At 36.4% G+C, this 21,436-nt stretch carries 24 protein-coding genes; 16 read left to right on the forward strand and 8 right to left on the reverse strand.

The window, feature by feature from the left end; genetic code table 11:
- The first annotated feature begins 12 nt into the window (after positions 1–12).
- The 9 genes from LC095_RS12265 (at position 13) to LC095_RS12305 (ending at position 9,092) form a co-directional block, all read left to right on the forward strand.
- Positions 13–2,484 (forward strand): alpha-mannosidase, encoded by a 2,472-nt coding sequence (locus LC095_RS12265; RefSeq protein WP_226528421.1) that lies wholly within the window; start codon positions 13–15, stop codon positions 2,482–2,484.
- 88 nt (positions 2,485–2,572) lie between these two features.
- Entirely contained in the window at positions 2,573–3,367 is a 795-nt protein-coding gene (locus LC095_RS12270; protein ID WP_226528422.1) for a DeoR/GlpR family DNA-binding transcription regulator, read from the forward strand.
- A gap of 154 nt (positions 3,368–3,521) precedes the next feature.
- Positions 3,522–4,541, forward strand: coding sequence for a Gfo/Idh/MocA family protein (locus LC095_RS12275; protein ID WP_226528423.1), 1,020 nt, complete (start codon positions 3,522–3,524; stop codon positions 4,539–4,541).
- Positions 4,542–4,558: 17 nt separating this feature from the next.
- Positions 4,559–5,620 (forward strand): Gfo/Idh/MocA family protein, encoded by a 1,062-nt coding sequence (locus LC095_RS12280; protein ID WP_226528424.1) that lies wholly within the window; start codon positions 4,559–4,561, stop codon positions 5,618–5,620.
- 80 nt (positions 5,621–5,700) lie between these two features.
- On the forward strand, positions 5,701–6,471 hold the full coding sequence (locus LC095_RS12285; RefSeq protein ID WP_226528425.1) for a sugar phosphate isomerase/epimerase family protein: 771 nt from the start codon (positions 5,701–5,703) through the stop codon (positions 6,469–6,471).
- Positions 6,468–6,605, forward strand: a complete 138-nt coding sequence (locus LC095_RS12290; RefSeq protein ID WP_226528426.1) for a hypothetical protein — start codon at positions 6,468–6,470, stop codon at positions 6,603–6,605. The genes LC095_RS12285 and LC095_RS12290 overlap by 4 nt, the downstream gene beginning before the upstream one ends.
- A 354-nt stretch (positions 6,606–6,959) precedes the next feature.
- Complete coding sequence (locus LC095_RS12295) at positions 6,960–8,504, forward strand: sulfatase-like hydrolase/transferase (protein WP_264196021.1); 1,545 nt, start codon at positions 6,960–6,962, stop codon at positions 8,502–8,504.
- Complete coding sequence (locus LC095_RS12300; RefSeq protein ID WP_226528428.1) at positions 8,501–8,779, forward strand: 2Fe-2S iron-sulfur cluster-binding protein; 279 nt, start codon at positions 8,501–8,503, stop codon at positions 8,777–8,779. The genes LC095_RS12295 and LC095_RS12300 overlap by 4 nt, the downstream gene beginning before the upstream one ends.
- A complete protein-coding gene (locus tag LC095_RS12305) occupies positions 8,772–9,092 on the forward strand; it encodes a family 43 glycosylhydrolase (protein WP_226528429.1) in 321 nt (106 codons plus the stop codon). Before LC095_RS12300 ends, LC095_RS12305 begins: the two co-directional genes overlap by 8 nt.
- A gap of 99 nt (positions 9,093–9,191) precedes the next feature.
- Here the strand turns inward: LC095_RS12305 and folE2 are convergent, their stop codons facing one another.
- Positions 9,192–10,100: a GTP cyclohydrolase FolE2 gene (gene folE2, locus LC095_RS12310; RefSeq protein WP_226528430.1), complete on the reverse strand. Its 909-nt coding sequence runs from the start codon at positions 10,098–10,100 to the stop codon at positions 9,192–9,194.
- 208 nt (positions 10,101–10,308) lie between these two features.
- Between folE2 and LC095_RS12315 the strand changes: the two genes are divergently transcribed.
- Together LC095_RS12315 and LC095_RS12320 are read left to right on the forward strand one after the other, a co-directional pair.
- A complete protein-coding gene (locus LC095_RS12315) occupies positions 10,309–11,313 on the forward strand; it encodes a permease (protein ID WP_226528431.1) in 1,005 nt (334 codons plus the stop codon).
- Between the two features lie 18 nt (positions 11,314–11,331).
- Complete coding sequence (locus LC095_RS12320; RefSeq protein WP_226528432.1) at positions 11,332–12,303, forward strand: TIGR03943 family putative permease subunit; 972 nt, start codon at positions 11,332–11,334, stop codon at positions 12,301–12,303.
- A gap of 20 nt (positions 12,304–12,323) precedes the next feature.
- Here LC095_RS12320 and ytzI read toward each other — a convergent pair whose 3' ends face one another.
- Positions 12,324–12,482, reverse strand: coding sequence for a YtzI protein (gene ytzI / locus LC095_RS12325; protein ID WP_226528433.1), 159 nt, complete (start codon positions 12,480–12,482; stop codon positions 12,324–12,326).
- A 231-nt stretch (positions 12,483–12,713) separates the two neighbouring features.
- On the opposite strand from ytzI, the gene LC095_RS12330 reads away from it, so the two are divergent.
- Positions 12,714–13,154 (forward strand): Dps family protein, encoded by a 441-nt coding sequence (locus LC095_RS12330; protein WP_226528434.1) that lies wholly within the window; start codon positions 12,714–12,716, stop codon positions 13,152–13,154.
- A gap of 48 nt (positions 13,155–13,202) precedes the next feature.
- Here LC095_RS12330 and LC095_RS12335 read toward each other — a convergent pair whose 3' ends face one another.
- Positions 13,203–13,415, reverse strand: a complete 213-nt coding sequence (locus tag LC095_RS12335) for a DUF6154 family protein (RefSeq protein WP_226528435.1) — start codon at positions 13,413–13,415, stop codon at positions 13,203–13,205.
- Between the two features lie 142 nt (positions 13,416–13,557).
- Between LC095_RS12335 and LC095_RS12340 the strand changes: the two genes are divergently transcribed.
- Together LC095_RS12340 and ytkD are read left to right on the forward strand one after the other, a co-directional pair.
- On the forward strand, positions 13,558–13,893 hold the full coding sequence (locus LC095_RS12340) for a hydrolase (RefSeq protein WP_226528554.1): 336 nt from the start codon (positions 13,558–13,560) through the stop codon (positions 13,891–13,893).
- 68 nt (positions 13,894–13,961) lie between these two features.
- Positions 13,962–14,447 carry an RNA deprotection pyrophosphohydrolase gene (gene ytkD / locus LC095_RS12345; protein WP_226528436.1) on the forward strand — a complete coding sequence of 162 codons (486 nt, stop codon included), beginning with the start codon at positions 13,962–13,964 and terminating at the stop codon, positions 14,445–14,447.
- Between the two features lie 27 nt (positions 14,448–14,474).
- Here ytkD and LC095_RS12350 read toward each other — a convergent pair whose 3' ends face one another.
- From LC095_RS12350 to LC095_RS12360, 3 genes are read right to left on the reverse strand one after another with little or no spacing between them, the layout of a single operon-like run.
- On the reverse strand, positions 14,475–15,290 hold the full coding sequence (locus tag LC095_RS12350) for an ABC transporter permease (protein ID WP_226528437.1): 816 nt from the start codon (positions 15,288–15,290) through the stop codon (positions 14,475–14,477).
- The gene (locus LC095_RS12355; RefSeq protein WP_226528438.1) at positions 15,277–16,047 is read right to left on the reverse strand and encodes an ABC transporter ATP-binding protein; all 771 of its coding nucleotides are present in this window, start codon (positions 16,045–16,047) and stop codon (positions 15,277–15,279) included. Before LC095_RS12355 ends, LC095_RS12350 begins: the two co-directional genes overlap by 14 nt.
- Positions 16,048–16,062: 15 nt before the next feature.
- Positions 16,063–17,049, reverse strand: coding sequence for an ABC transporter substrate-binding protein (locus LC095_RS12360; RefSeq protein ID WP_226528439.1), 987 nt, complete (start codon positions 17,047–17,049; stop codon positions 16,063–16,065).
- A 221-nt stretch (positions 17,050–17,270) separates the two neighbouring features.
- Between LC095_RS12360 and LC095_RS12365 the strand changes: the two genes are divergently transcribed.
- Positions 17,271–18,062, forward strand: a complete 792-nt coding sequence (locus tag LC095_RS12365) for an alpha/beta hydrolase family protein (RefSeq protein ID WP_226528555.1) — start codon at positions 17,271–17,273, stop codon at positions 18,060–18,062.
- Between the two features lie 61 nt (positions 18,063–18,123).
- The gene (locus tag LC095_RS12370; RefSeq protein ID WP_226528440.1) at positions 18,124–18,366 is read left to right on the forward strand and encodes a DUF2584 domain-containing protein; all 243 of its coding nucleotides are present in this window, start codon (positions 18,124–18,126) and stop codon (positions 18,364–18,366) included.
- Positions 18,367–18,524: 158 nt separating this feature from the next.
- Here the strand turns inward: LC095_RS12370 and LC095_RS12375 are convergent, their stop codons facing one another.
- Both LC095_RS12375 and pckA read right to left on the reverse strand, forming a co-directional pair.
- Positions 18,525–19,019 carry a CBO0543 family protein gene (locus LC095_RS12375; protein ID WP_226528441.1) on the reverse strand — a complete coding sequence of 165 codons (495 nt, stop codon included), beginning with the start codon at positions 19,017–19,019 and terminating at the stop codon, positions 18,525–18,527.
- A 133-nt stretch (positions 19,020–19,152) separates the two neighbouring features.
- Complete coding sequence (pckA, locus tag LC095_RS12380; protein ID WP_226528442.1) at positions 19,153–20,739, reverse strand: phosphoenolpyruvate carboxykinase (ATP); 1,587 nt, start codon at positions 20,737–20,739, stop codon at positions 19,153–19,155.
- Positions 20,740–21,436: the final 697 nt, after the last annotated feature.

Here is a 21,436-nt window from a genome sequence, read left to right on the forward strand (position 1 = left end):
GGAGTGAAAGTGATGGCAGAAAAAACAACTGTAGTAAAAGAAAAGCAACGACCAAAAACAAAGGAAAAAACATTACATATGATCGGAAATGCTCATCTTGATCCCGTCTGGTTATGGCAATGGCAGGAAGGATTCCAAGAAACAAAAGCAACATTTCGTTCAGCTCTTGATAGATTGAAGGAATATCCAGAATTTATCTTTACAAACAGTTCAGCTGCAAACTATGAATGGATGGAAAACAATGAACCGGAAATGTTTGAAGAAATCAAACAACGGATTAAAGAAGGTCGTTGGGAAATTGTAGGGGGCTGGTGGATTCAGCCAGATTGTAATATTCCTAGTGGTGAATCATTTGTTCGCCAAGGACTATATGGTCAACGTTATTTTCAAGAAAAGTTTGGGGTAACAGCAAAGGTTGGCTACAATGTTGATAGTTTTGGCCACCATGGAATGCTACCACAAATTCTGAAAAAGAGTGGGATGGACTATTATATTTTCATGCGTCCTAGTCCTCAAGAAAAAGGACTTCCAGCAAGACTTTTCTGGTGGGAATCTGATGATGCATCACGTGTATTAGCTTATCGGATCCCATATGAATATTGTACCTGGGGGAAAGATGTTGAAAAACATGTCCGTAGAAATGCCGGGGAGTTAAAAGCACCTTTTAATGATTTAATGTGTTTTTATGGGGTTGGCAATCATGGTGGTGGTCCCACAAAGGAAAATATTGAAAGCATTAAGCGATTAAATGAAGATCCAGCATTTCCTAGATTAGTTTTTAGTACACCAAATAAATTTTTTGAAGAAATGATGAAAAAGAATCTTCCTTTCCCGGTTGTCCATGATGACCTCCAACATCATGCTAGCGGATGCTATGCAGTTCACTCTGGGATTAAAAAATGGAACCGTGAAGCAGAAAATATGTTAATAAAGGCTGAAAAATTCTCTGCTTTAGCGAACTGGACTACAGGACAAAAATATCCAATAAGGGAATATGATCGCGGCTGGAAAAATGTCTTATTTAATCAGTTCCATGATATCTTAGCAGGCACAAGCCTAGAAGAAGCGTATGATGATGCAAGAGAAATGCATGGGGAAGCAATGTCCATTGCAAATAGAGGTCTGAACTATGCAATCCAATCATTATCATGGAGAATTGATATCGAAGAAGAAGTAGGGATGAAACCAGTTGTTGTCTTTAATCCACACTCTTGGAACAGCAGAGTAAACGTAGAACTTGAAGTTGGTGGACTAAAGGATGGGGATATTATGATAGATGAAGAAGGAAAGCAAGTACCAATGCAAACCGTACAATCACATGCTACATCAGGTGGACGTTACCGTGTAAGCTTCATTGCCGACCTACCTTCAATGGGGTATCGCGTCTATAAAATTGTCCGTCGTGAGCTTTCTGAGGAATATACACCGATTCATGCAAATGATACAACCCTTGAGAATCATACATTCCGTGTTGAAATTGATCCAGTAACCGGATTTGTAAAAAGCTTATTTGATAAAGAGAAAAACCTCGAGCTGCTTGATGGTCCTGCGGCAAGACCTGTTGTCATTGATGATAAAAGTGATACATGGTCACATAATGTGCTCCATTTCAATCATGAAGTTGGTTCATTTAAGGCAAAAAGTGTGAAACGTGTAGAGCATGGACCTGTTAAGTCTGTCATTCGTGTCACAAGTGAATATGGAAAATCTACCTTTGTCCAAGACTTTACGATGTATAAGGAATTGGATCAAATTGATGTACATTGTACCTTAAATTGGCAGGAGCAATTTAAAGCATTAAAGCTTAAATTCCCAGTAAACCTTATATTTAGAAAAGCAACCTATGAAATTCCTTACGGACACATTGTAAGAGAAAATAATGGTGAGGAAGAACCTGGCCAAAACTGGATTGATATGTCTGGAACAAATCCTCAAACAGGGGAAATGTATGGGTTGAGCTTATTAAATGATGGAAAATATAGCTTTGATATTCATAACAAAGAAATGAGCATAACTGTACTCAGAAGTCCAATCTATGCTCACCACGATCCTCTAATACCGGCGGATGAAGGACATTATACATTTATTGATCAGGGAATCCAAAAATTCACATACACAATGCTTCCTCATAAAGGCAATTGGGAAACAGCTGGAACGGTAAAGCGAGCAGCGGAATTAAATCAAAAACCAATTAATATTATTGAAACTTATCATAAAGGGGCACTACCTCAAAAAGACTCTTTCTTAACTGTTGATGTAGACAATGTCATTGTAAGTGTTATGAAAAAAGCAGAGGATAATGATGATCTCATTATTCGAGCCTATGAAACTTCAAATGACGCTACAAAAGCAGTCATTGAACTGCCTAAATGGAATAGAGTCATTCATGCAGAATTTAAGCCTTCTGAAATTAAAACATTCAGAATTCCAGCCGATGATGCTTTGCCGATTGTCACAACCAATTTACTTGAATGGGAAGAGTGAATTATAAAATAGGGTTGAGAGAAACCCCTATCCTCAACCCTTTCTTTACGATTATCTATTTATAAGGATTGTCCAGGAGGAGTTTAACATGTTTGTGGCTGAACGTCGCAAGATCATAAAGGAATTATTAAAAAAGAATAAGAGTGTAAAAGTGTCTGGATTGGTACAATTACTCCACGTATCTGAAGAAACAATACGGCGTGACTTATTGCATCTAGAAAAGGAAGGGATTGTAGAAAAAAACTATGGCGGAGCTATTTTAATTGAAGAAGAGCCAGACAGTAAACATGTTATTCTCCCTGTTGGTGAAAGAAAGCTTCAATATTCACGTGAAAAGGATTTAATAGGTTACGCGGCAGCGAAATTAGTAAAAGAAGGACAAATTATTATTTTAGATGCAGGATCTACAACATGGTATATTGCCAAAAACTTACCTGAAAACAACAGGCTTACGGTAATTTCTAATGGAATGAATGTAGTAGAAGAATGCAGTAAAGATGAGACAGCCTCGATTTACTTATTAGGCGGAAAATTACGAAGAAATACGATGAGTCTTGTTGGACCGCAAGCTGAAAATGAATTGCAAAAATATCGTGCAGATTTTGTGTTTCTTGGTACATCTGGAATCTCGATAAGACAGGGGTTTACTAGCTTTGACCTATATGAAGCAGAAATGAAACGTGCGATGGTATCAGCAGGGGAAAAGATCGTTGTTGTTGCCGATCACAGTAAGCTTGAAAAAGCTGGACTGACTTCATTTTGTCATTTTGATGAAACAGATATTTTTATTACAAGTGATCTGGCCGATAAAAACATTTTGAATGAGATTGAAAAAAAGGGCATCCGAGTGATTGTCGTACCAATGGATCAATTGAAAGCATAGATGTGTAGGCAAGGATCCTCTTCATTTTCTCACTTTCATTTAAGAAAGGAAGTGAGGGAAGAAAGCTAATTCGTCACCTTTGCTTTTTTCCCTGACTTCTAAGACATTACAGCATGTTTAAAAAATATTAATTGATTTAGGAGGAGGTTAATCAATGATCAACGTTGCCTTATTAAGTAAATGGCATGTCCATGCGGATGATTATGCACGTCAAGCAAATAACAATGAACATGTAGTCATTAAAGTGGTTTGGGATGAAATGATTGAAAGGGGTCAAAAATGGGCTGAAAAATTGGGAGTTCCCTTTGAAAGTGAATTACTTAATGTCTTAAAAGATCCAGAAATTGATGCCGTAATAATTGATACACCTACTAATCTACATAAAGAAGTTATTACACTAGCTGCTAAATATAACAAGCATATTTTCACAGAAAAAGTGTTAGCGTTTACGATCGATGACTGTGAAGAAATCATTTCTGCTGTAAAAGAAAATAATGTAAAGTTAATGGTCTCTTTGCCACGATTAACGGAAAATTATTATTTATATGCTCAAGAAGTGCTGGATAAAGGATTGCTCGGGCAACTTACTTCAATTCGTTGCAGATTAGCTCATAATGGGGCTGTCCCGTATGAGGGTCATCCAAATGGATGGTTACCAAAGCACTTCTTTAACAAAGAGGAGTGTGGCGGTGGTGCGTTAATTGATCTTGGTGCACACCCCATTTATTTATCAAATCGTCTAGCAGGACCAGCAAAAGCAGTAACAGCAAAACTACAAAGAACATTAGGACATGAAGTAGATGATAATGCTGTTGTTCTTGTTGAATATGAATCAGGTGTTCTAGGAACTCTTGAAACTGGTTTTCTATCAAGTGGTTCACCATTTCAACTGGAATTATACGGAACAGAGGGAGCCTTATTAATAGAAGATCAAAGTATTCGCTTGAAGAGCAAAAAACTTGGTGATGGATGGAACGTTCCTGAGCAATTACCAGAGGCACTTCTTATGCCGCTTGATCAATGGGTCTATGAGATTATAAATGATCGTCAACCGACTATTATGGAAAGTGATTTTGTGAATTTAACTGTTATAAATCAAGCAGCAAAACTCTCAAATGAACAGGGCAATAGAGTTGAAATAGCTAAACTAATTTCTTCAAAATCAAACGTGTAATAAAAGGAGGAGCAAAGATGAGTAAAACGTTAAGAGTTGGAATTATTGGTGCAGGTGGTATAGCAAAAGGAGCGCATATTCCAAACTATTTAAAATGCAAAGATAAAGTCGAATTCGTTGCTGTTAGTGATGTTGTTAAGGAAAAGGCTGAGGAATTAGCGAAAGAGTTTAGTATTCCACATGTATTTACTAGCTATGAGGAAATGCTTGAAAGTGTACAAATCGATGCAATTAGTGTTTGTACTCCTAATAAATTTCATTACCCAGCAACAATGGCCGCTTTAAAGGCTGGTTGTCACGTACTATGTGAAAAGCCACCAGCAATGACTCCTCAAGAAGCAGAGGAAATGGCTGATACTGCTAAAAAGGCAGGGAAAATATTAACATATGGTTTCCATTATCGTCATGCACCAGAAGTTGAAGCTTTAAAACGATTTGTAGATGGTGGAGAACTAGGAAATATTTATGCTGCACGTGTGACGGCAATGCGTCGTCGTGGAATTCCAGGATGGGGAGTCTTTACGAATAAAGAACTTCAGGGTGGAGGACCTTTAATTGATATTGGGGTGCATATGTTAGATACGGCTTTATATTTAATGGGGTATCCAGAACCAGATACTGTATTTGGCGTAACCTATCAAAAATTAGGAAATCGCAAAGGTGTAGGATTAATGGGTTCATGGGATTCTGAAAACTTCTCCATTGAAGATATGGCTCGCGGAATGATTACATTTAAAAATGGAGCTTCCATTCTTCTTGAAACAGCTTTTGCAGCAAATGTTGAAAAACATGATGAGATGAATGTTACATTAATGGGAGAGCAAGGTGGAGCTGATGTATTCCCTCTTAAAATCTATCAGGAAAAGCATGAAACATTAATTGATATAACACCTTCACACTTACCTAAGAAGGGATATCATGAATTAGAAGTTGAAAGATTTGTAGATGCATGTTTAGAAGAAAGAACTCCTTTAAGCACTGGGTTACAAGGAGTGTATTTACAGCGAATTATAAACGGCTTATATGAGTCAGCTGAAAAAGGTGAAGCTATAAAACTAACTGAAACAGTTAAGGCCTAATGACACATTACTGATTCACCTAGAGCGGTCATTTTTAACCATGGCCGCTCTGATTTTAAATAGAATAGGGAGGTTTTATGATGAGTCAAATCGGCTTACAATTATTTTCGTTATGGAAAGATGCTGAAAAAGATTTTTTAGGAACAGTCCAAAAGGTTGCTAGTCTTGGATATGATTCAATCCAATTTGCTGGTTTTTATGATACTCCTGTTATAGAAATAAAGAAGGTAATGGATGCAAATGGATTAAAAACAGCTGGAGCTCACGTTGGGATCAATCAGCTTTTAGGTGAGGAATTATCTAAAACATTTGAAGATCATCATATGCTTGAAAACAATTTACTAATCTGCCCGGCTCTTCCAAAGGAAATGAGGCTGTCAGAGGAAGAGTATAAAAAGTCAGCAGAAACCTTAAATGAAATTGGGCTTAGGTGTAAAAATGCTGGCTTTATTTTTGGCTATCATAACCATGATTTTGAATTTGAGAGTGTTGGAGATCAAACAGGGTTTGATTATCTTTTTGATAACACGAATCCAGACCTCGTAAAGATTGAACTTGATTGTTATTGGGCAACCTTCGCTAATCAAGATCCATTACAAATCATCAACAAATATAAAGATCGAATTATTTCCTTACATTTAAAAGATTTAAAGATTGTTGATGGGCATAAAAAAGGAACAGAAATTGGCAATGGTCAATTAGATTTTGAATCACTTATTAAAACTGGGAATAGCTTTAATATCGAGTGGTTTACCGTTGAACAGGAAGAATTTGAACGTAATCCATATGAAAGCCTTTCACTAAACGCAAACAATCTAAAAAGATTGATGAATAAGGTGGGAGTAAATTGACGTTCATTCCAAGACAAGAATATTCAAGACCAGATTTCATTCGAAAGGAATGGCTCAATCTAAACGGTCAATGGGATTTTGCCTTTGACGATGAAATAAAGGTTTTAAGGAAGGCTTTTGCTATACCCAACTAACTGACGTCGAGCAGGAAATCAACGGTCTCTTGACCTATAATCAGATTCCAAAAGTAGATCTTATTTTGATTCGCGAAATTAATGAAGGAAAGAAAATAACATTTTCAAAGTAAAGCTAAAAAATAGAAGAAGACTTAAAAGGACCCGTGTTCAGGTCCTTTTAAGTCTTCGTAAATCCTAAGGCGTATTAACATGTCCGAACACTTGCTTTGACCCATTGGATCCCCAGATGGGGGCTCTTCACAATTAATGGTCAATTATAAGCAACCAACATTATTTACCTAGAAATATATATGAATTTCTATCTTAAACTTTTGAACCTAAATAGATTAATACGACTTAAGGGTGAGAAAAATGAATGTTATTTTTATAATGATCGATACTCTTCGGAGAGATCATTTAAGCTGTTATGGAACCGAAAAAGCATCCCAATATTTTAAAAAGCAAATAAAAACACCAAATTTTGATCAATTTGCAAGTCGAGGAACGATTTTTGAACAAGCATACCTGGGGAGTTTTCCCTGTATGCCTGTTAGGAGGGATTTTTGGACTGGACGTTATGAATTCCCATGGCGAGGCTGGGGACCTTTGGAGGATGATGATCTTGATATGTTCAACCTTCTCCGTTCACATCATTACATTAATATGCTTATTAGTGATCATTATCATATATTGGAACGCGATGCAGGTAACTATCATTTCGGCTTTAATGGATGGGATATGATCAGAGGACAAGAGCATGATCCCTATTTAACTGAACCTTTAAATAATGGCATAAAAGAATCACTAGATCATACTAGAAGTGGAGCATGGTATTTACATCAAAAAAATCTTCGTGGCAACCAAAGGTATGAAGAAGAGCTATATGCACCACAAGTATTTCGACGAGCAGCATCATGGTTAGAAACAAATGCAACAGAAAAGCTTAGAAGAGATCGTCCCTTTTGCTTAATGGTTGAATGCTTTGATCCACATGAGCCTTGGGACCCCCCATTACACCGAGTTGAAGCGTTATATCCAAATGGCTTGAAGGAAAATCTGCCTCATAGCCCGGTATACGGTTCGGCTAATTATTTTAATGAAGAAGAGCTCTTGCAAATGAGAACGTTATATACAGCAGAATTAACATTAGTTGACCATTGGTTTGGCTATTTTATGGATAAGGTTTCACAATTAAACCTATGGGATGATACTGTCATTGTTGTTACAACAGATCATGGCTTTTTCCTGGGGGAACATGGGCTTGTTGGGAAACCTGATTTAGTTCCACTTTATTCAGAAATGAGCCATATTCCACTCATGATTTATCATCCAGAGGGAAAACCCAATTCAAGATCATCCCAACTAGTACAGTTAATCGATATTTTTCCAACGATCATCGACTCATTAAACATTGACCTCCCGCGAAATGTTAACGTTCATAAACCAATTGCTGGTTCAGGACATAAAAAGGCTTGGGAAGGAATATCAGAACGTTCATTACAGTTACATGGAAAAAGCTTATTGCCGATCCTAAAAGGTAAAAGCATATCAACAAGACAAGCGGTCTTTTCTGGAAAGTTCGGTGATATAATCAGAGTGTCTGACGGAAAATGGTCATTATATTTACCACCAATAGAGGACAATAAACTTTATTGGTATGGCGTTCGTGAACCTGGTCGAACATTTATTGGCCGGCGTGGTCAGTTTGAACAGGAAAATCAGCGTTATACAATGGAATATCGCATTCCTTCTTATAAAAAGGAGCTTTACCATGTGGAGCTAGATCCTAATGAAGGAAATAATCTGTTAGATCATCATCATGCAGAAATTGAAAGGTTGGAACAATTATTCATACAGTGGCTTGATGAAATAGACGCACCGAATGAAATGAAAAAGCGTTATGGGGTATTAAGATGATCCCTGTAGTATGTTGGGAGCCCACTAAAAAAACATATCCAGTAGAACGAGATAGAGTTCTATTACAAAGTCTATTACAAAAAGGAGCTCCTGTTGAATTTGAATGTCAATTTGGTCATTGTCGGAAGTGTATCGTTCACCTAAAAGAAGGTTTTGTCAGACATGAAGACTCACAAGGTATAACGGAAGAAGAAAAGAAACAAGGATTTATTTTACTTTGTTCAGCAAAGCCTTGCAGTGAAACCCTATCTCTTGCCCCATTAAAAAATGACTGAAAAATATATAATGAAACGAGATCGTTATTATTATTTCTTTGGCTCAAGAGGTACTTACTGTGAAGGAGAAAATAGTGGTGATAATGTGGCTGTTGGTCGGTCTAAGAACATTAAGGGGCCCTATGTTGATAAAGATGGAAAAGATCTACAATTAGGCGGAGGTACGTTATTTTTAATTGGACATTTTCCTGATGATATAGGGGAGAAGTTATTTGCTGGTCCAGGTCACAATGCAGTAATAACCGATGATAACGGTACTGATTGGATTGTTTATCATGCCGATGATAAAGCTGATCCTTCTTTTAAAAATTAGGAGGTTAACAGCTTGTAAAAAAATAGGATTATATGACAAACCGTTGTCATATAATCCTATTTCTTATCTAAATCATATATTCAATGCTAGAAAATAAAATCAGACTTCTTTTCTATAACTTAAATTTGCAATGGCGTCATGCAAGTGAATGGATTCTTCATTCCGACATTCAACTGAAAAAGCTTGAACAAAATCCATTTCATATAAGTCAGCAGCTACTAGTCTAACCATATCCTCCACAAATCGAGGGTTCTCATACGCTGTTTCTGTTACAACTTTTTCATCTGTACGTTTTAATACAGGATGAATCATGGCGCTGGCATTCGTTTCAGCAGCTTCTAATAATGCCGCCTTCCAGTCAATTTCCTCATGGTAGTCATTCGTAAACTCAATATTCATTGTGACAAATCCGCGTTGATTATGAGCAGAATATTCACTAATTTCCTTAGAACAAGGGCAGAGAGTGGTAACAGCACATTTTAATGAGGCAGTGCTCGTAAACCCAATACCTTGCTCATACGAAACAGAAATTGTAGCCTCAGCATGATTGAGTCCTACCAACTCTGAACTAGGGCCTTTTCTTTCATAAAACCATGGGAAAGATACTTCAATACTAGCATCTTGTTGTTTAAGGCGTTCCGCAAGCTCTTTTGTAAAGTCATAGAGATTTGTTAAAGTAAGTTGAAAACCTCCATTTTGGCGATACTGTTCTAACTGTTCGGTAAAACGACTCATATTCGTTCCTTTTGAATCATGAGAAATTTTACTTGTCATTTTAAAATTTGCAATCGTTGTTTGTTGTTTTGGAAGTAAACTAGAATGTATGATAATAGGGTGCTTTACATTACTAATTCCAACTGCATCTATAGTAAAAAGAAAATCTTTTTTCGTATTTTGTAGATCAGGCATTTTGTCTTTTTCAGTTGGCTTCAGCTTTACTCCTGGTTCGACGGAGCCAAAAAGTTTATGACGTTCTTTTTTGGGTGGTAAGTTAATCTTTCTTGTCATCTTGATCCCCTCTCACTTACTCGATATTGAGAGTATACTGTATGTCGATAGAAAACATCAACGATTAAATCTCACCAATTTGTCTTAAGGTGTCGTAAGTAATCAAAAATTGTAAGAAAAGGACCAAAGGATTTCAAATTATCGGTCATAATCCTTTTTGGAAACTAGTATGATATAGTACAAAGAATAATAGGTTAGGAGTTTAAATATGAATCGAACTGTATTGCCATTTTTGAGAGAGTCTCTTGCACTAGCTTTAATAGGCTTGTTTTTTTACTTGTTTTTATTCATTGATTTTCATGAGATTGAGTGGAATATTCCCTCTCAACTTTTGACTGTTAATACAATGTTTTTAAGTATTTTACTAGAAGCCATACCATTTATTCTATTAGGAGTTTTTGTTTCGGCACTTATTCAAACATTTGTGTCAGAAGATTTTATTAAACGGGTATTGCCTAAAAATGCAGTTCTAGCTTTATTACCAGCCGCCTTACTTGGAGCAATCTTTCCTATTTGTGAATGTGCGATTGTTCCTATTGTAAGAAGATTAATGAAAAAGGGTATGCCTTTGCATGTAGGAGTAGTCTTTTTAGTAGGTGCTCCAATTTTAAATCCAGTGGTGTTTGCATCAACTTACTATGCTTTTTCTTCACAGCTGCATATTGCCTATGCAAGAATGGGACTGGCATTTGTGTTATCCATAATCATTGGGTTTATCATGTACCTCATTTTTAAGAATCGAAATCAGCTAAAATGGACAAAGGAAGAATTAACGACCACTGTTCAGTTAAAAGGCGAGGAGAAGGTAGGGAAGTTAAAATCCACTTTGTTTCATGCCAGTGATGAATTTTTTGAAATGGGTAAATTTTTAATTATTGGGGCTTTTATTGCTAGTCTTTTCCAAACATTTCTTGATCGTACATTATTAACAGAACTTGGCAGCAGCGAATTTCTTTCTCCTGCTATCATGATGGGATTCGGATATATTTTATCATTATGTTCTGAGGCAGATGCATTTGTAGCAGCAACTTTCGGAGGAACCTTTACAACTGGTTCGTTGCTTGCCTTTTTAGTTTACGGACCAATGATTGATCTGAAAAATACAATTATGCTCTTTGCCTTTTTTAAAGCAAAGTTTGTCGCGGCATTCATCGCTGTTGTTACAGTCGTTGTTTATGTCTCGATCATCATTTATCAAACAATTTTTCTATAAGAAGGGAGGCAGCCCAAGGTGGATAATCAACAAAGTCAATACCGTTTTCAAGTATATATTCGCGGCATCATCTTAATTGGTTTTACATTATTAATGATAAAATTGCTCATTACAGGAAACATGGTCAATTTTATCGCACCTAAAATGATGCCTTTTATGTATTTTGCGATTATCGTCTTTTTAATTTTAGGAGTTATTCAAATATGGAGAAGCGGGTCAAAGAAGCAAGCAGAGCTTTATTGTGATTGTGGAATAGATCATACGGCCCCATCTACTCCAGTTCGTTCAATTTTTGTTTATCTATTGTTTATCATTCCGATCGTAACTGGCTTTCTTTTTCCAGAGGTTATATTAGATAGTTCAGTTGCTGCTAAACGAGGTTTTAAATCCTTTGCAACGGCAGATCCACAGCCTGTGAAGGAAGGCGGCACTGGAACAGAAAAAGCTGAAGCATATCTAAATGATCCCGAGGCTTATATGGAGGAGCTAGATGAGAGGATAGGTGATAAGGTTTTAGAGTCTTCCAGTAATATACCTGAAGTACCTCTAGAGCATCCTGAGGGGTTTGAAGTTCAAGAGCGTCCTGTGGATATTTATGCTCAGTTAGAAAAAGAGATGCTGGAAATGGAAACTATTCAATTTACTGATGAGAACTATATTGCTATGACAACCATTATTGACCAGAGTCCTGAAAAATTTGTTGGGAAAAAGGTGGAGATAATAGGGTTTGTCTTTCGTGAGCACGACTTTAATGAAAATCAATTTGTTATCGCAAGGTTTGGTTTATCCTGCTGTGTGGCCGATGCTTCTGTTTTTGGAACACTAGCATCATTCCCTGAAGCGGGTCAATATGGCGATGATAAGTGGGTGAAACTAAAGGGGACACTAACAACGACAAACTATCAAGATTGGACATTGCCTTCCATTGATGTATCTAGTATTGAAGTTATCGAACAACCGGAAACACCATATGTATACGAAAAATATTAAAAACACGCAAATGCGTGTTTTTAATTTTTCTCGTTACTTTGCTTTTTATTTTCATCATCATCAGATTTTTTAATAGGATCAATTGTATGTTTGTATTGGTAAGCTTTACTTGTGGTTAAAACACTTAATAAAAGGACAACGATAACAATAATAATACAAATAATAAAAACAACTTTCACTGTATTTCCTCCTGTTTCCAAGCACTATTTCTTTAATCCTTTAGAAATGTTTAACTTAATTAAAGGATTAAAATAAAAGAAAAGACATTGATTTCCACCTTCGGCTGTAAGTCTTGTTTTTCTAATATTATCATGAAAAATTACCTATGAGGCAATTAATGTTTAACCACAAGGTTTTAGAGCAAACTATTTGGGGTAAATATATAGTAGATGCAAAAGGAGGAATAAATAATGTCAGACAAATTAATCGCAACAGTAAACAAACAAATAGCCAATTGGACAGTGTTGTATGTGAAATTACATAATTATCATTGGTTTGTAAAAGGAGAAAACTTCTTTACCTTACATGAAAAATTTGAAGAATTCTACAATGAAGCAGCTGTTCATATTGATGAGTTAGCTGAACGATTATTAGCACTTGATGGTGAACCTGTAGCAACGATGAAAGAATCCTTAGAGATCTCTTCTGTGAATGAAGCTGAAGGAAACGAATCAGCACAACAAATGGTTCAAAGCATTTATGAAGATTTTAGTAAACTTGCAGAGGAATTAAAAGAAGGTATGGATTTAGCTGCAGAGGTTGGAGATGAAACGACAGGCGATATGCTTCTTGCCATTCACCAAGGGTTGGAAAAGCATAATTGGATGTTAAAGTCATTCTTAGGTAAGTAAGTAAGAAGGGACTGTCCCATGATGATAAATGGAACAGTCCCTTCTTTATTAATACTCTTTTTCAGCTATCTCTTTTGACATCTTTTCTGTCATAAAAGGGATGATCATTGACTGAATTTCCTGTTCAGGCAGTTCTTTTACCCAATTGAGAATTTCCTGTTTATTTGTATGGCTAATAATGGATTGAACGTATGCCAAAACATCTTCTTCGTCAGCTCGAAACTGACTGTGATCAGAATTAAAAAAGATTTGATGATCCACTTTTTATCCTCCATTCATAGTTTACCGGTATTTAATTTATCCTTAACTTTTAATGAAAGTTCTATTCTATCTTATCGACATAGAGAATAATGCAATACATAAGGGCAAAAGATAATGGAATGAATAAAAAGAAGGAGTGGGCATCATGGATCAAACAAAGAAGACATATTATATTACGGTTGGAAGTGGGCAAATCTCTCAATTAAGCACTGTTTCTGCATGGGATTTCAAAATTGAAGCAACAGACGAAGAAATTGTTCAACTGCGTGAGTATTTTGACCAAGTCTATTCTGCGGATTTTCAAGGATTTCTTCGCTCTCATACACCGTATGTACAATATCATTATGATCGAGAAAATGATGCGATTGATGATACGCATCAAAAAATCTATCGAATGATATATGAGCTAGGTGATGAAGAAGCAAGGGAGCATATCCGTTCCCAACAGCTTATGTCAAAAATTGATGAACAAGAATAAACTCTTACACATAGATTTGACATTGTGATAAGATTTGAATAGATAAGGAAAAAATTGAGGGATCAACTATGTACCGATTTATTGATTATTATCACAATGAGGTTTTATTGTCATTTGACGATCATCCGTTTTCAAAAGAACCTAAGCATGTTTGGGTTGTTTGTAGGCACAAGCAGAAATGGCTATTAACAAAGCATTCTGATCGCGGGATTGAGTTTCCGGGTGGTAAGGTGGAAGCAAATGAAACTGCGCTGGAAGCTGCGATTAGAGAGGTAAAAGAGGAAACTGGTGGAATTGTACACAACATTGAATACATTGGACAATATAAAGTAAGAGGGAAAGAAAAAGTCATTGTGAAAAATATTTATTTTGCTAGAATCGATAGACTTGAAAAACAAGAAGGATATTTTGAAACATATGGGCCTGTTTTATTAGATAAACTTCCGGAAAATATCCAAACAAACAAGCAATATAGCTTTATTATGAAAGACGATGTTTTACAAAAAAGTTTACAAGAAGTGGAAAAAAGAATAAAAATAAGAGGCGACATGTGACAAATCCCTTTAATGGGATCGTCTCATTCAGCCTCTTTTTTCTGATTTTACAAGCTTTTTTTCTACTAGTTCCACACCTTGATACATAATTGTCGCAAAGACAGCAATAATCAATAGGCTCAATAGAACAAGCGTAAAGTTAAATACTTGGAAACCATATATAATCATATATCCCAGCCCTTTTGCGGAGACGAGAAACTCTCCAACGATGACCCCTACCCATGATAAACCAACATTTACTTTTAAAGTAGACACAATCGTTGGAAAAGAGGCAGGCAGGATAGCATCCCTAAAAATCTGAATTTTTTTAGCACCAAATGTCTGGAGAACCTTGATATAGTTGGTGTCCACTTCTTTAAAAGAGGTGTACACAACAATTGTTGTAATAATAACTGATATAATCGTTCCCATTGCGATAATGGATACAAAGCCCGGCCCTAGACCGACAATTAGTATTGGTCCTAAAGCTACTTTAGGCATGGCATTTAAGATAACAAGATAAGGATCAAGAATTTTTGATAATCTGGCAGACCACCATAGCAATGCTGCAAGCATTGCGCCAAGCAAAGTTCCTAAGATAAATCCTAAGACCGTCTCGAATAACGTAACTCCGATATGTGGAAGAAGTGTTCCATCCGTAATTTTCGTAATAAACAAATTCCAGACCTTAGAAGGAGAGCTAAATAGAAGGGGATCAATCCAATCTCTTCGACTTGCAAGCTCCCAAAGACTGAAAAAACTGATGAAAATCAGAAGTTGATAAAACTTTACCCACATCTTTTCCCGTGCTACATTACGCTTATAATTTCGATGAAGGAGTTCAATGCTTTCATTCTGTTTCATACTGATCTAACTCCTTCCATATTTGTTGGAATAATGTAGAAAACGAAGGATGCTGTCTTGCATGAAATGGTGTAAGATCTCTTAATTCTTTAGGTACTACATATGTTTTTCTTATTCTTCCGGGTCTTGCAGAAAAAACAAAAATTCGATCGCTCATTGCAATAGCTTCTCCAATATCATGTGTTACGAGAAGGGCTGTTTTATTAAAATCCTTTAATGTTTTGACAACTAAGTCTTCAAGTTTTAATTTTGTTTGATAATCAAGTGCAGAAAAGGGCTCATCAAGCAGAAAAATTTTAGGATCAGTTGCTAACGTTCGAACTAAAGCAGCACGTTGTCTCATACCTCCGGATAATTGATGGGGAAACTGCTTTTCTACTTGATCAAGTCCCATATCTTTTAGCATTTCTAAGGTTGATTTTGTTGATTCAAATGTTTTTCTCCCTGTAATTTTTAGACCTAACGTTACATTTTCTTCAATTGTTTTCCACGGAAATAAATAATCCTGCTGAAGCATGTAACCGATAGCAGAATCCGGCTTTGTGATAAGTGAATTTGCAATTTTCACTCTACCCTGGACAGGTTTAATAAGGCCAGCGATAATAGAAAGCAATGTTGTTTTTCCACACCCACTTGGTCCAAGGAAGGAGATAAACTCCCCTTCCTCCACAGCCAGTTGAATACCTTCAAGCGCTACAGTTGCACTGTCCTTTGTTAAATATATATGACGAACATCTTCGACAAGTAAAAATGACATAAAGGTTTCTCCTTCCTAATTAGTAACTTCTTCTGCATAAGATGTGTTGACAAGTGTTTCATAATCAACACGCCCTGGAAGTTCTCCTGCTTCGTCCATAATGTCTTGTAAGTTATTCCATTCATCTTCTTCTAAAATAGGGTCTGATGAGAAAGATCCTTGTTCCTTGTATCTTTCAACAACAGTTTCGATAATTTCAAGCTCTGTATCTTCAAATTGAGAGGCAATGGATGCGGCAATTTCTTCAACGCTTTTTTTATCTACCCATTGCTGTGCTTTATATATGGCAGCTGTGAATTTTTTAGCAGTTTCTGCGTTATCATCTAAGAAGCTTTGTTTGCTCATAAAAGTTGTATAAGGAACACTGCCCGATTCTGCTCCAAAGGAAGCAACGATATGACCTGTACCTTCTTTTTCAAAGATACTTGCTGTTGGTTCAAATAGTTGAACATAATCACCTGTTCCTGATGCAAAGGCACTAGGGATATTAGCAAAATCAACATTTTGAATTAACTCCAGGTCTGAACGAGGATCAATTCCATGTTGTTTTAATACAAATTCCCCGACCATCTGAGGCATTCCACCTTTTCTTTGACCTAAAAAGGTACTTCCTTTTAACTGCTCCCAATCAAATGAGTCGATCTTTTCCCGGCTTACGAGAAATGTCCCATCAGTTTGGGTAAGTTGGGCAAAATTGATAATTGGATCATTTGAGCCTTGGGCATGAACATAGATAGAAGTTTCAGATCCAACCAATGCAATATCCGCTCCGTCAGACAAGAGGGCTGTCATTGTCTTGTCTCCACCCCACGTAGTTGTTAATTCCACATTAAGACCCTCTTCTTCAAAAAAACCTTCTGCCATTGCGACATATAAGGGTGCATAGAAAATAGAATGAGTGACTTCAGCTAGTCGAATGGTTTCGGTTTTGTTTTGGCTGCAGGCAGTAATTGTAAATAGAAGAAGGAATGCAATACAAACCCAAGCTAATCGTCTTTTCATGATACTTTAACCTCCTTGATGCACAGCATCACTGATTTTTGTACAATAAAAGATAATCTTCGTTACAATATGAAGATTAAATACTAGCGGATATAGGATAATTTATGATTATTCTTAAAAATGTGTGAATGCCTAGAAAAAATGATTCACGTTAAATTGGGTAAAGTAATAAAGTACAAGGTTTACAAAGTCAATGAGAGAAGAAAGAAAGAGTGAAAAAAATGAATGGTAAAGTGATAAGTAAAGTCAAATTTCCATCCCCTAGTCCACAAATAAATATATGGATTGTGACATACCTGTCGAAGGGGTTAAAGATTAAAGGGCTGCTTGCAGAGCCAAAGCTTGAGGGTACATATGATGGGCTGCTATACCTACGTGGTGGGATAAAAAATGTAGGAATGGTAAGAGTTGGGAGAATTGTTCAATTTGCCTCAGAGGGATTTGTCGTTATGGCACCGTTTTACAGGGGGAACCAAGGTGGAGAAGGAAATGAAGATTTTGCCGGGGAAGATCGTTATGATGCGATTTCAGCCATCGAAGTTTTGAAAAGTCATTCCAAAGTAAATAAAGAACGTATTCATGCATTCGGCTTTTCAAGAGGAGGCGTTATGGCTTTATTAGCCGGAATCGTTGTGGAAAATATATGTTCAATTGTTACATGGGGAGGAGTATCTGATATGAGCTTAACCTATGTAGAAAGAGAAGATTTACGTAGAATGATGAAGAGAGTCATTGGTGGTACACCTTCAAAGTATCCTAAAAGGTATAAATGGAGAACACCTTTATATGAGTTGGAAAGGTTGCATGCACCGGTCTTAATTATACATGGAGTACAAGATAAAAATGTGTCTGTTGAGCATGCTTACAGACTTGAGAAACGTCTAAATGAGTTAGGAAAACAGGTAGAGAGCTGGTATTTTGAAGAGTATACACACTATTTTCCGCCAAGTACTAATCGAGAAACACTCCAAAAGCTTTGTTTATGGATGAAAAAACAGCACATTCACGTTTAATGATAGAAGCAATGATGGTATGATGGAAGTGTCCAATCAGTAAGAAGAGGAGGAATTCATATTGGGAATGCCAGTTGAATTTAATACAATGATTGTTACAAAAGGTAGAGAAACCCGAATAGATGAAAACACATTTGAACTATTAAAAGAAGGGTACCGTATTTATCCAATCGATATTCCGGTAGAAGTAAGAAAAACAAAAAGCGGAGAAATGACAGGACAAGCTATTGTCCAAAAACTAGAATTATCGAATACGAATACGATTTTAACATATCGTTTAATTAACTTGAATTCAACAAATTAACGTTTCTTATAAAGGGGATTTACAAAGGATCCCCCTTTTTCTTCTCGTCTAGGAAATGATAAAATTCTTGAACTGTGGATAAGTGCGCGACATCCAGCTCCAGCGCCTAGCCCCTTGAGGTCATAAGCCACAAATGAATAGAAGACAAAGAACATCTTCTATTCATTTGCTGCGACAGGTGTATTGTCAGCTTTCCTCACCATTGCAATAAAACCCCTAACAATTAGAAACGTACTAGTGACTGAGAGAAAACTGTGAAAGCTATTCCAGCCGCGTCTAAAGGTCACTAGAGTCGTGTTCTTCTCAAGCAAATGTTCTACAATCGTCATTGGTATACTGAATAATAAAACGTTGATAAAAATCATTGGTTTCTTTGACGTTTTAGTTACCTGATTATAGAAAACACAGGTGATTGGGAATAACAAATAATCATAAATAAAGCTTACATCAAATGATTCAAATAGCTTAGTAGGATATTCGATATATCCACGTTTCGTTAGAAGGTGATCCAAGATAGATGAAATATAACCTTTAAATAAAAAGATAATTAACCAGTCTTTCATTGGCGGCTTTCTTACAATTTTAAACAAAGAAATGACTCCAAATAGAAATAGTATTTTTAGAAAGTTATGTTCAATATTTTTTTTCCTCACAATGGGATCACTCCTACAAGTTAAAGTTTGTCCATAAATCTTGAAAATATTGATATAAGGGTCAACACGATAGAGGTTCAATAAAAAGGACCTCTCTAAATGAGAAGCCCCTTTTGCGTTTAACCATATTCACTTAAACAATTGGTCCACCTAGTTTTTCAATATGTGTTGATAGATGTTTGAATTTTTTGAAGTTGTCTTTAAACTTTGTAGCTAACTCATTGGCTTTTAGGAAATATTCTTCTTGCGAATTCCATGTTTTATGAGGTTGAAGGACATCATCTGGAACACCTGGGACATGAATCGGAATATTTAGTCCGAATACTTCATCCTTCACGGTTTCAATATGGTCAAGATCTCCCTCAACAGCTGCTTGAACCATTGATCGAGTGTAATGCAGTTTCATTCGCTTTCCTTCACCATAAGCTCCAACTGTCCATCCTGTATTAACAAGAAACACTTGAACATTATGTTCATCAATTTTTTGGCCTAACATATTCGCATACCGCGTTGCTTCAAGCGGAAGAAATGGTGAGCCGAAACAAGTTGAAAATGTAGCTTCCGGTGCTGTTACACCTCGTTCTGTACCAGCTAATTTACTTGTATATCCACTTAAGAAATGAAACATTGCTTGTTCTCTCGATAATTTACTAATGGGAGGAAGAACTCCAAATGCATCAGCAGTTAAAAAGACAATTGTTTGTGGATGACCTGCGATGCTAGGAACTATAGTTTTGTCAATAGCTGAAAGTGAATAAGCTGCACGCGTATTTTCTGTGTAGAAAGGATTACTATAATCTGCTTCTCTGGTGAACTCATCAATAACAACATTTTCAAGTACAGATCCATATCGAATAGCATTATATATTTGAGGTTCCTTTTCTTTTGTTAAGTTAATGCATTTTGCGTAGCAACCGCCTTCAATGTTAAACACTCCTGACGTTGACCATCCATGTTCATCATCACCTATGAGCCGTCGGTTAGGGTCAGCTGATAGTGTGGTTTTTCCTGTTCCGGACAAACCAAAAAATAAAGCAACATCCCCTTCAAATCCAACGTTTGCCGAACAATGCATAGGAAGAATGTTGTTTTCAGGTAATAAAAGGTTCATCACAGAAAACACAGATTTTTTCATCTCTCCTGCGTATTCTGTGCCACCAATTAAAATTGTTCTCTTCTCAAAAGAGATAATAATAAAGGTTTCGGATTTTGTACCATCTACTTCTGGGTCTGCTTTAAAATGAGGAGCTGACAAAATGGTAAAAGGTTGTTCATTTGTGATCGTTTCTTCGCCATTATTAGGAATGAAGAGCTGACTGGCAAAAAGATTATGCCATGCAAATTCATTTATGACTTTTAATGGAAGTTGATATCGAATATCAGCTCCGGCAAAACCATCGAAAATAAATATTTCATCCCGTTCTTTTAAGTATGAAATCATTTTGCTATAAAGCCGATCAAATACTTCCGAAGAAATTGCTTGGTTCACTGTACCCCAATTAATGATGTTTTTAGTAGTAGCTTCTTCTACTATAAATTTGTCCTGAGGAGATCTTCCGGTATATGCTCCAGTCGTCGCTCTTATTGCCCCTGTAGAAGTAAGAACGCCTTCTTTTTTTTCGAGTACTTTTTCAACAAGCTGTGACACAGATAAATTATGCTTCGCATTTTCCCCATTAACAAGCTGAATAAGCCCATTTGTTAAATCAGTTACATTCATCCCCATACCCTTCTTTCTGAAAAAGTGATTTCTTGTTATTTAATAGTATAACACATTTATATTATTAGAACATACTAATTGTGAGAGCTTTTTGAAAAAATTGTACATCCTATATTTTGAAACTAATTTCATATTTCATTATATGAAGGGAATACTATTCTTAAGATTTACTTAAAGCTTAATAAAATTCATATGGAATAACTGTCGATTTCTGTTGACACCATTAACTTAGTGCGCTATGATATGACCTTGAACGGATTCTCTTATCCCGAGCTGGTGGAGGGACAGGCCCTATGAAACCCAGCAACCTGCTATCAAAGGAAAGCGGCGAATGCGCACTAATTATATAGTTACTAGTATTAGCAGTTTTTTGCCTGACCTAATAAAAGACGTTATGAACAAAACTCGTTTTGTTTCATGTTGTGTTTTTGTTAGGTCAAGAATGATGCTATGCATCATTCTACACAAGCGTAAGCTTGCGTAGGCAAAAAAGTCCCAATCTGTGGAACTATGTTTAAAAGGCGCACTCCCGGCGAATTTTCCGACGCAAAGGTGCTAACCTGAAGCAAGGCGAAAGCCCTTGATCGATAAGAGCGAAAGGCGATGAACGATAACAAACCTTTCCTCATAGGGGAAAGGTTTTTTTGATAACAGAAATAAGTATTTTCTTCATTAGAGTTTTACCAGGACAAGCATT

It is taken from the genome of Metabacillus niabensis, from assembly GCF_020524345.1.
Classification (GTDB): domain Bacteria; phylum Bacillota; class Bacilli; order Bacillales; family Bacillaceae; genus Metabacillus; species Metabacillus niabensis_B.

Coding starts and splice junctions, on each gene's coding strand:
- LC095_RS12265 (WP_226528421.1), top strand. CDS start 13: ATGGCAGAAAAAACAACTGTAGTAAAAGAAAAGCAACGACCAAAAACA.
- LC095_RS12270 (WP_226528422.1), top strand. CDS start 2,573: ATGTTTGTGGCTGAACGTCGCAAGATCATAAAGGAATTATTAAAAAAG.
- LC095_RS12275 (WP_226528423.1), top strand. CDS start 3,522: ATGATCAACGTTGCCTTATTAAGTAAATGGCATGTCCATGCGGATGAT.
- LC095_RS12280 (WP_226528424.1), top strand. CDS start 4,559: ATGAGTAAAACGTTAAGAGTTGGAATTATTGGTGCAGGTGGTATAGCA.
- LC095_RS12285 (WP_226528425.1), top strand. CDS start 5,701: ATGAGTCAAATCGGCTTACAATTATTTTCGTTATGGAAAGATGCTGAA.
- LC095_RS12295 (WP_264196021.1), top strand. CDS start 6,960: ATGAATGTTATTTTTATAATGATCGATACTCTTCGGAGAGATCATTTA.
- LC095_RS12300 (WP_226528428.1), top strand. CDS start 8,501: ATGATCCCTGTAGTATGTTGGGAGCCCACTAAAAAAACATATCCAGTA.
- LC095_RS12305 (WP_226528429.1), top strand. CDS start 8,772: ATGACTGAAAAATATATAATGAAACGAGATCGTTATTATTATTTCTTT.
- folE2 (WP_226528430.1), bottom strand. CDS start 10,100: ATGACAAGAAAGATTAACTTACCACCCAAAAAAGAACGTCATAAACTT.
- LC095_RS12315 (WP_226528431.1), top strand. CDS start 10,309: ATGAATCGAACTGTATTGCCATTTTTGAGAGAGTCTCTTGCACTAGCT.
- LC095_RS12330 (WP_226528434.1), top strand. CDS start 12,714: ATGTCAGACAAATTAATCGCAACAGTAAACAAACAAATAGCCAATTGG.
- ytkD (WP_226528436.1), top strand. CDS start 13,962: ATGTACCGATTTATTGATTATTATCACAATGAGGTTTTATTGTCATTT.
- LC095_RS12350 (WP_226528437.1), bottom strand. CDS start 15,290: ATGAAACAGAATGAAAGCATTGAACTCCTTCATCGAAATTATAAGCGT.
- LC095_RS12355 (WP_226528438.1), bottom strand. CDS start 16,047: ATGTCATTTTTACTTGTCGAAGATGTTCGTCATATATATTTAACAAAG.
- LC095_RS12360 (WP_226528439.1), bottom strand. CDS start 17,049: ATGAAAAGACGATTAGCTTGGGTTTGTATTGCATTCCTTCTTCTATTT.
- LC095_RS12365 (WP_226528555.1), top strand. CDS start 17,271: ATGAATGGTAAAGTGATAAGTAAAGTCAAATTTCCATCCCCTAGTCCA.
- pckA (WP_226528442.1), bottom strand. CDS start 20,739: ATGAATGTAACTGATTTAACAAATGGGCTTATTCAGCTTGTTAATGGG.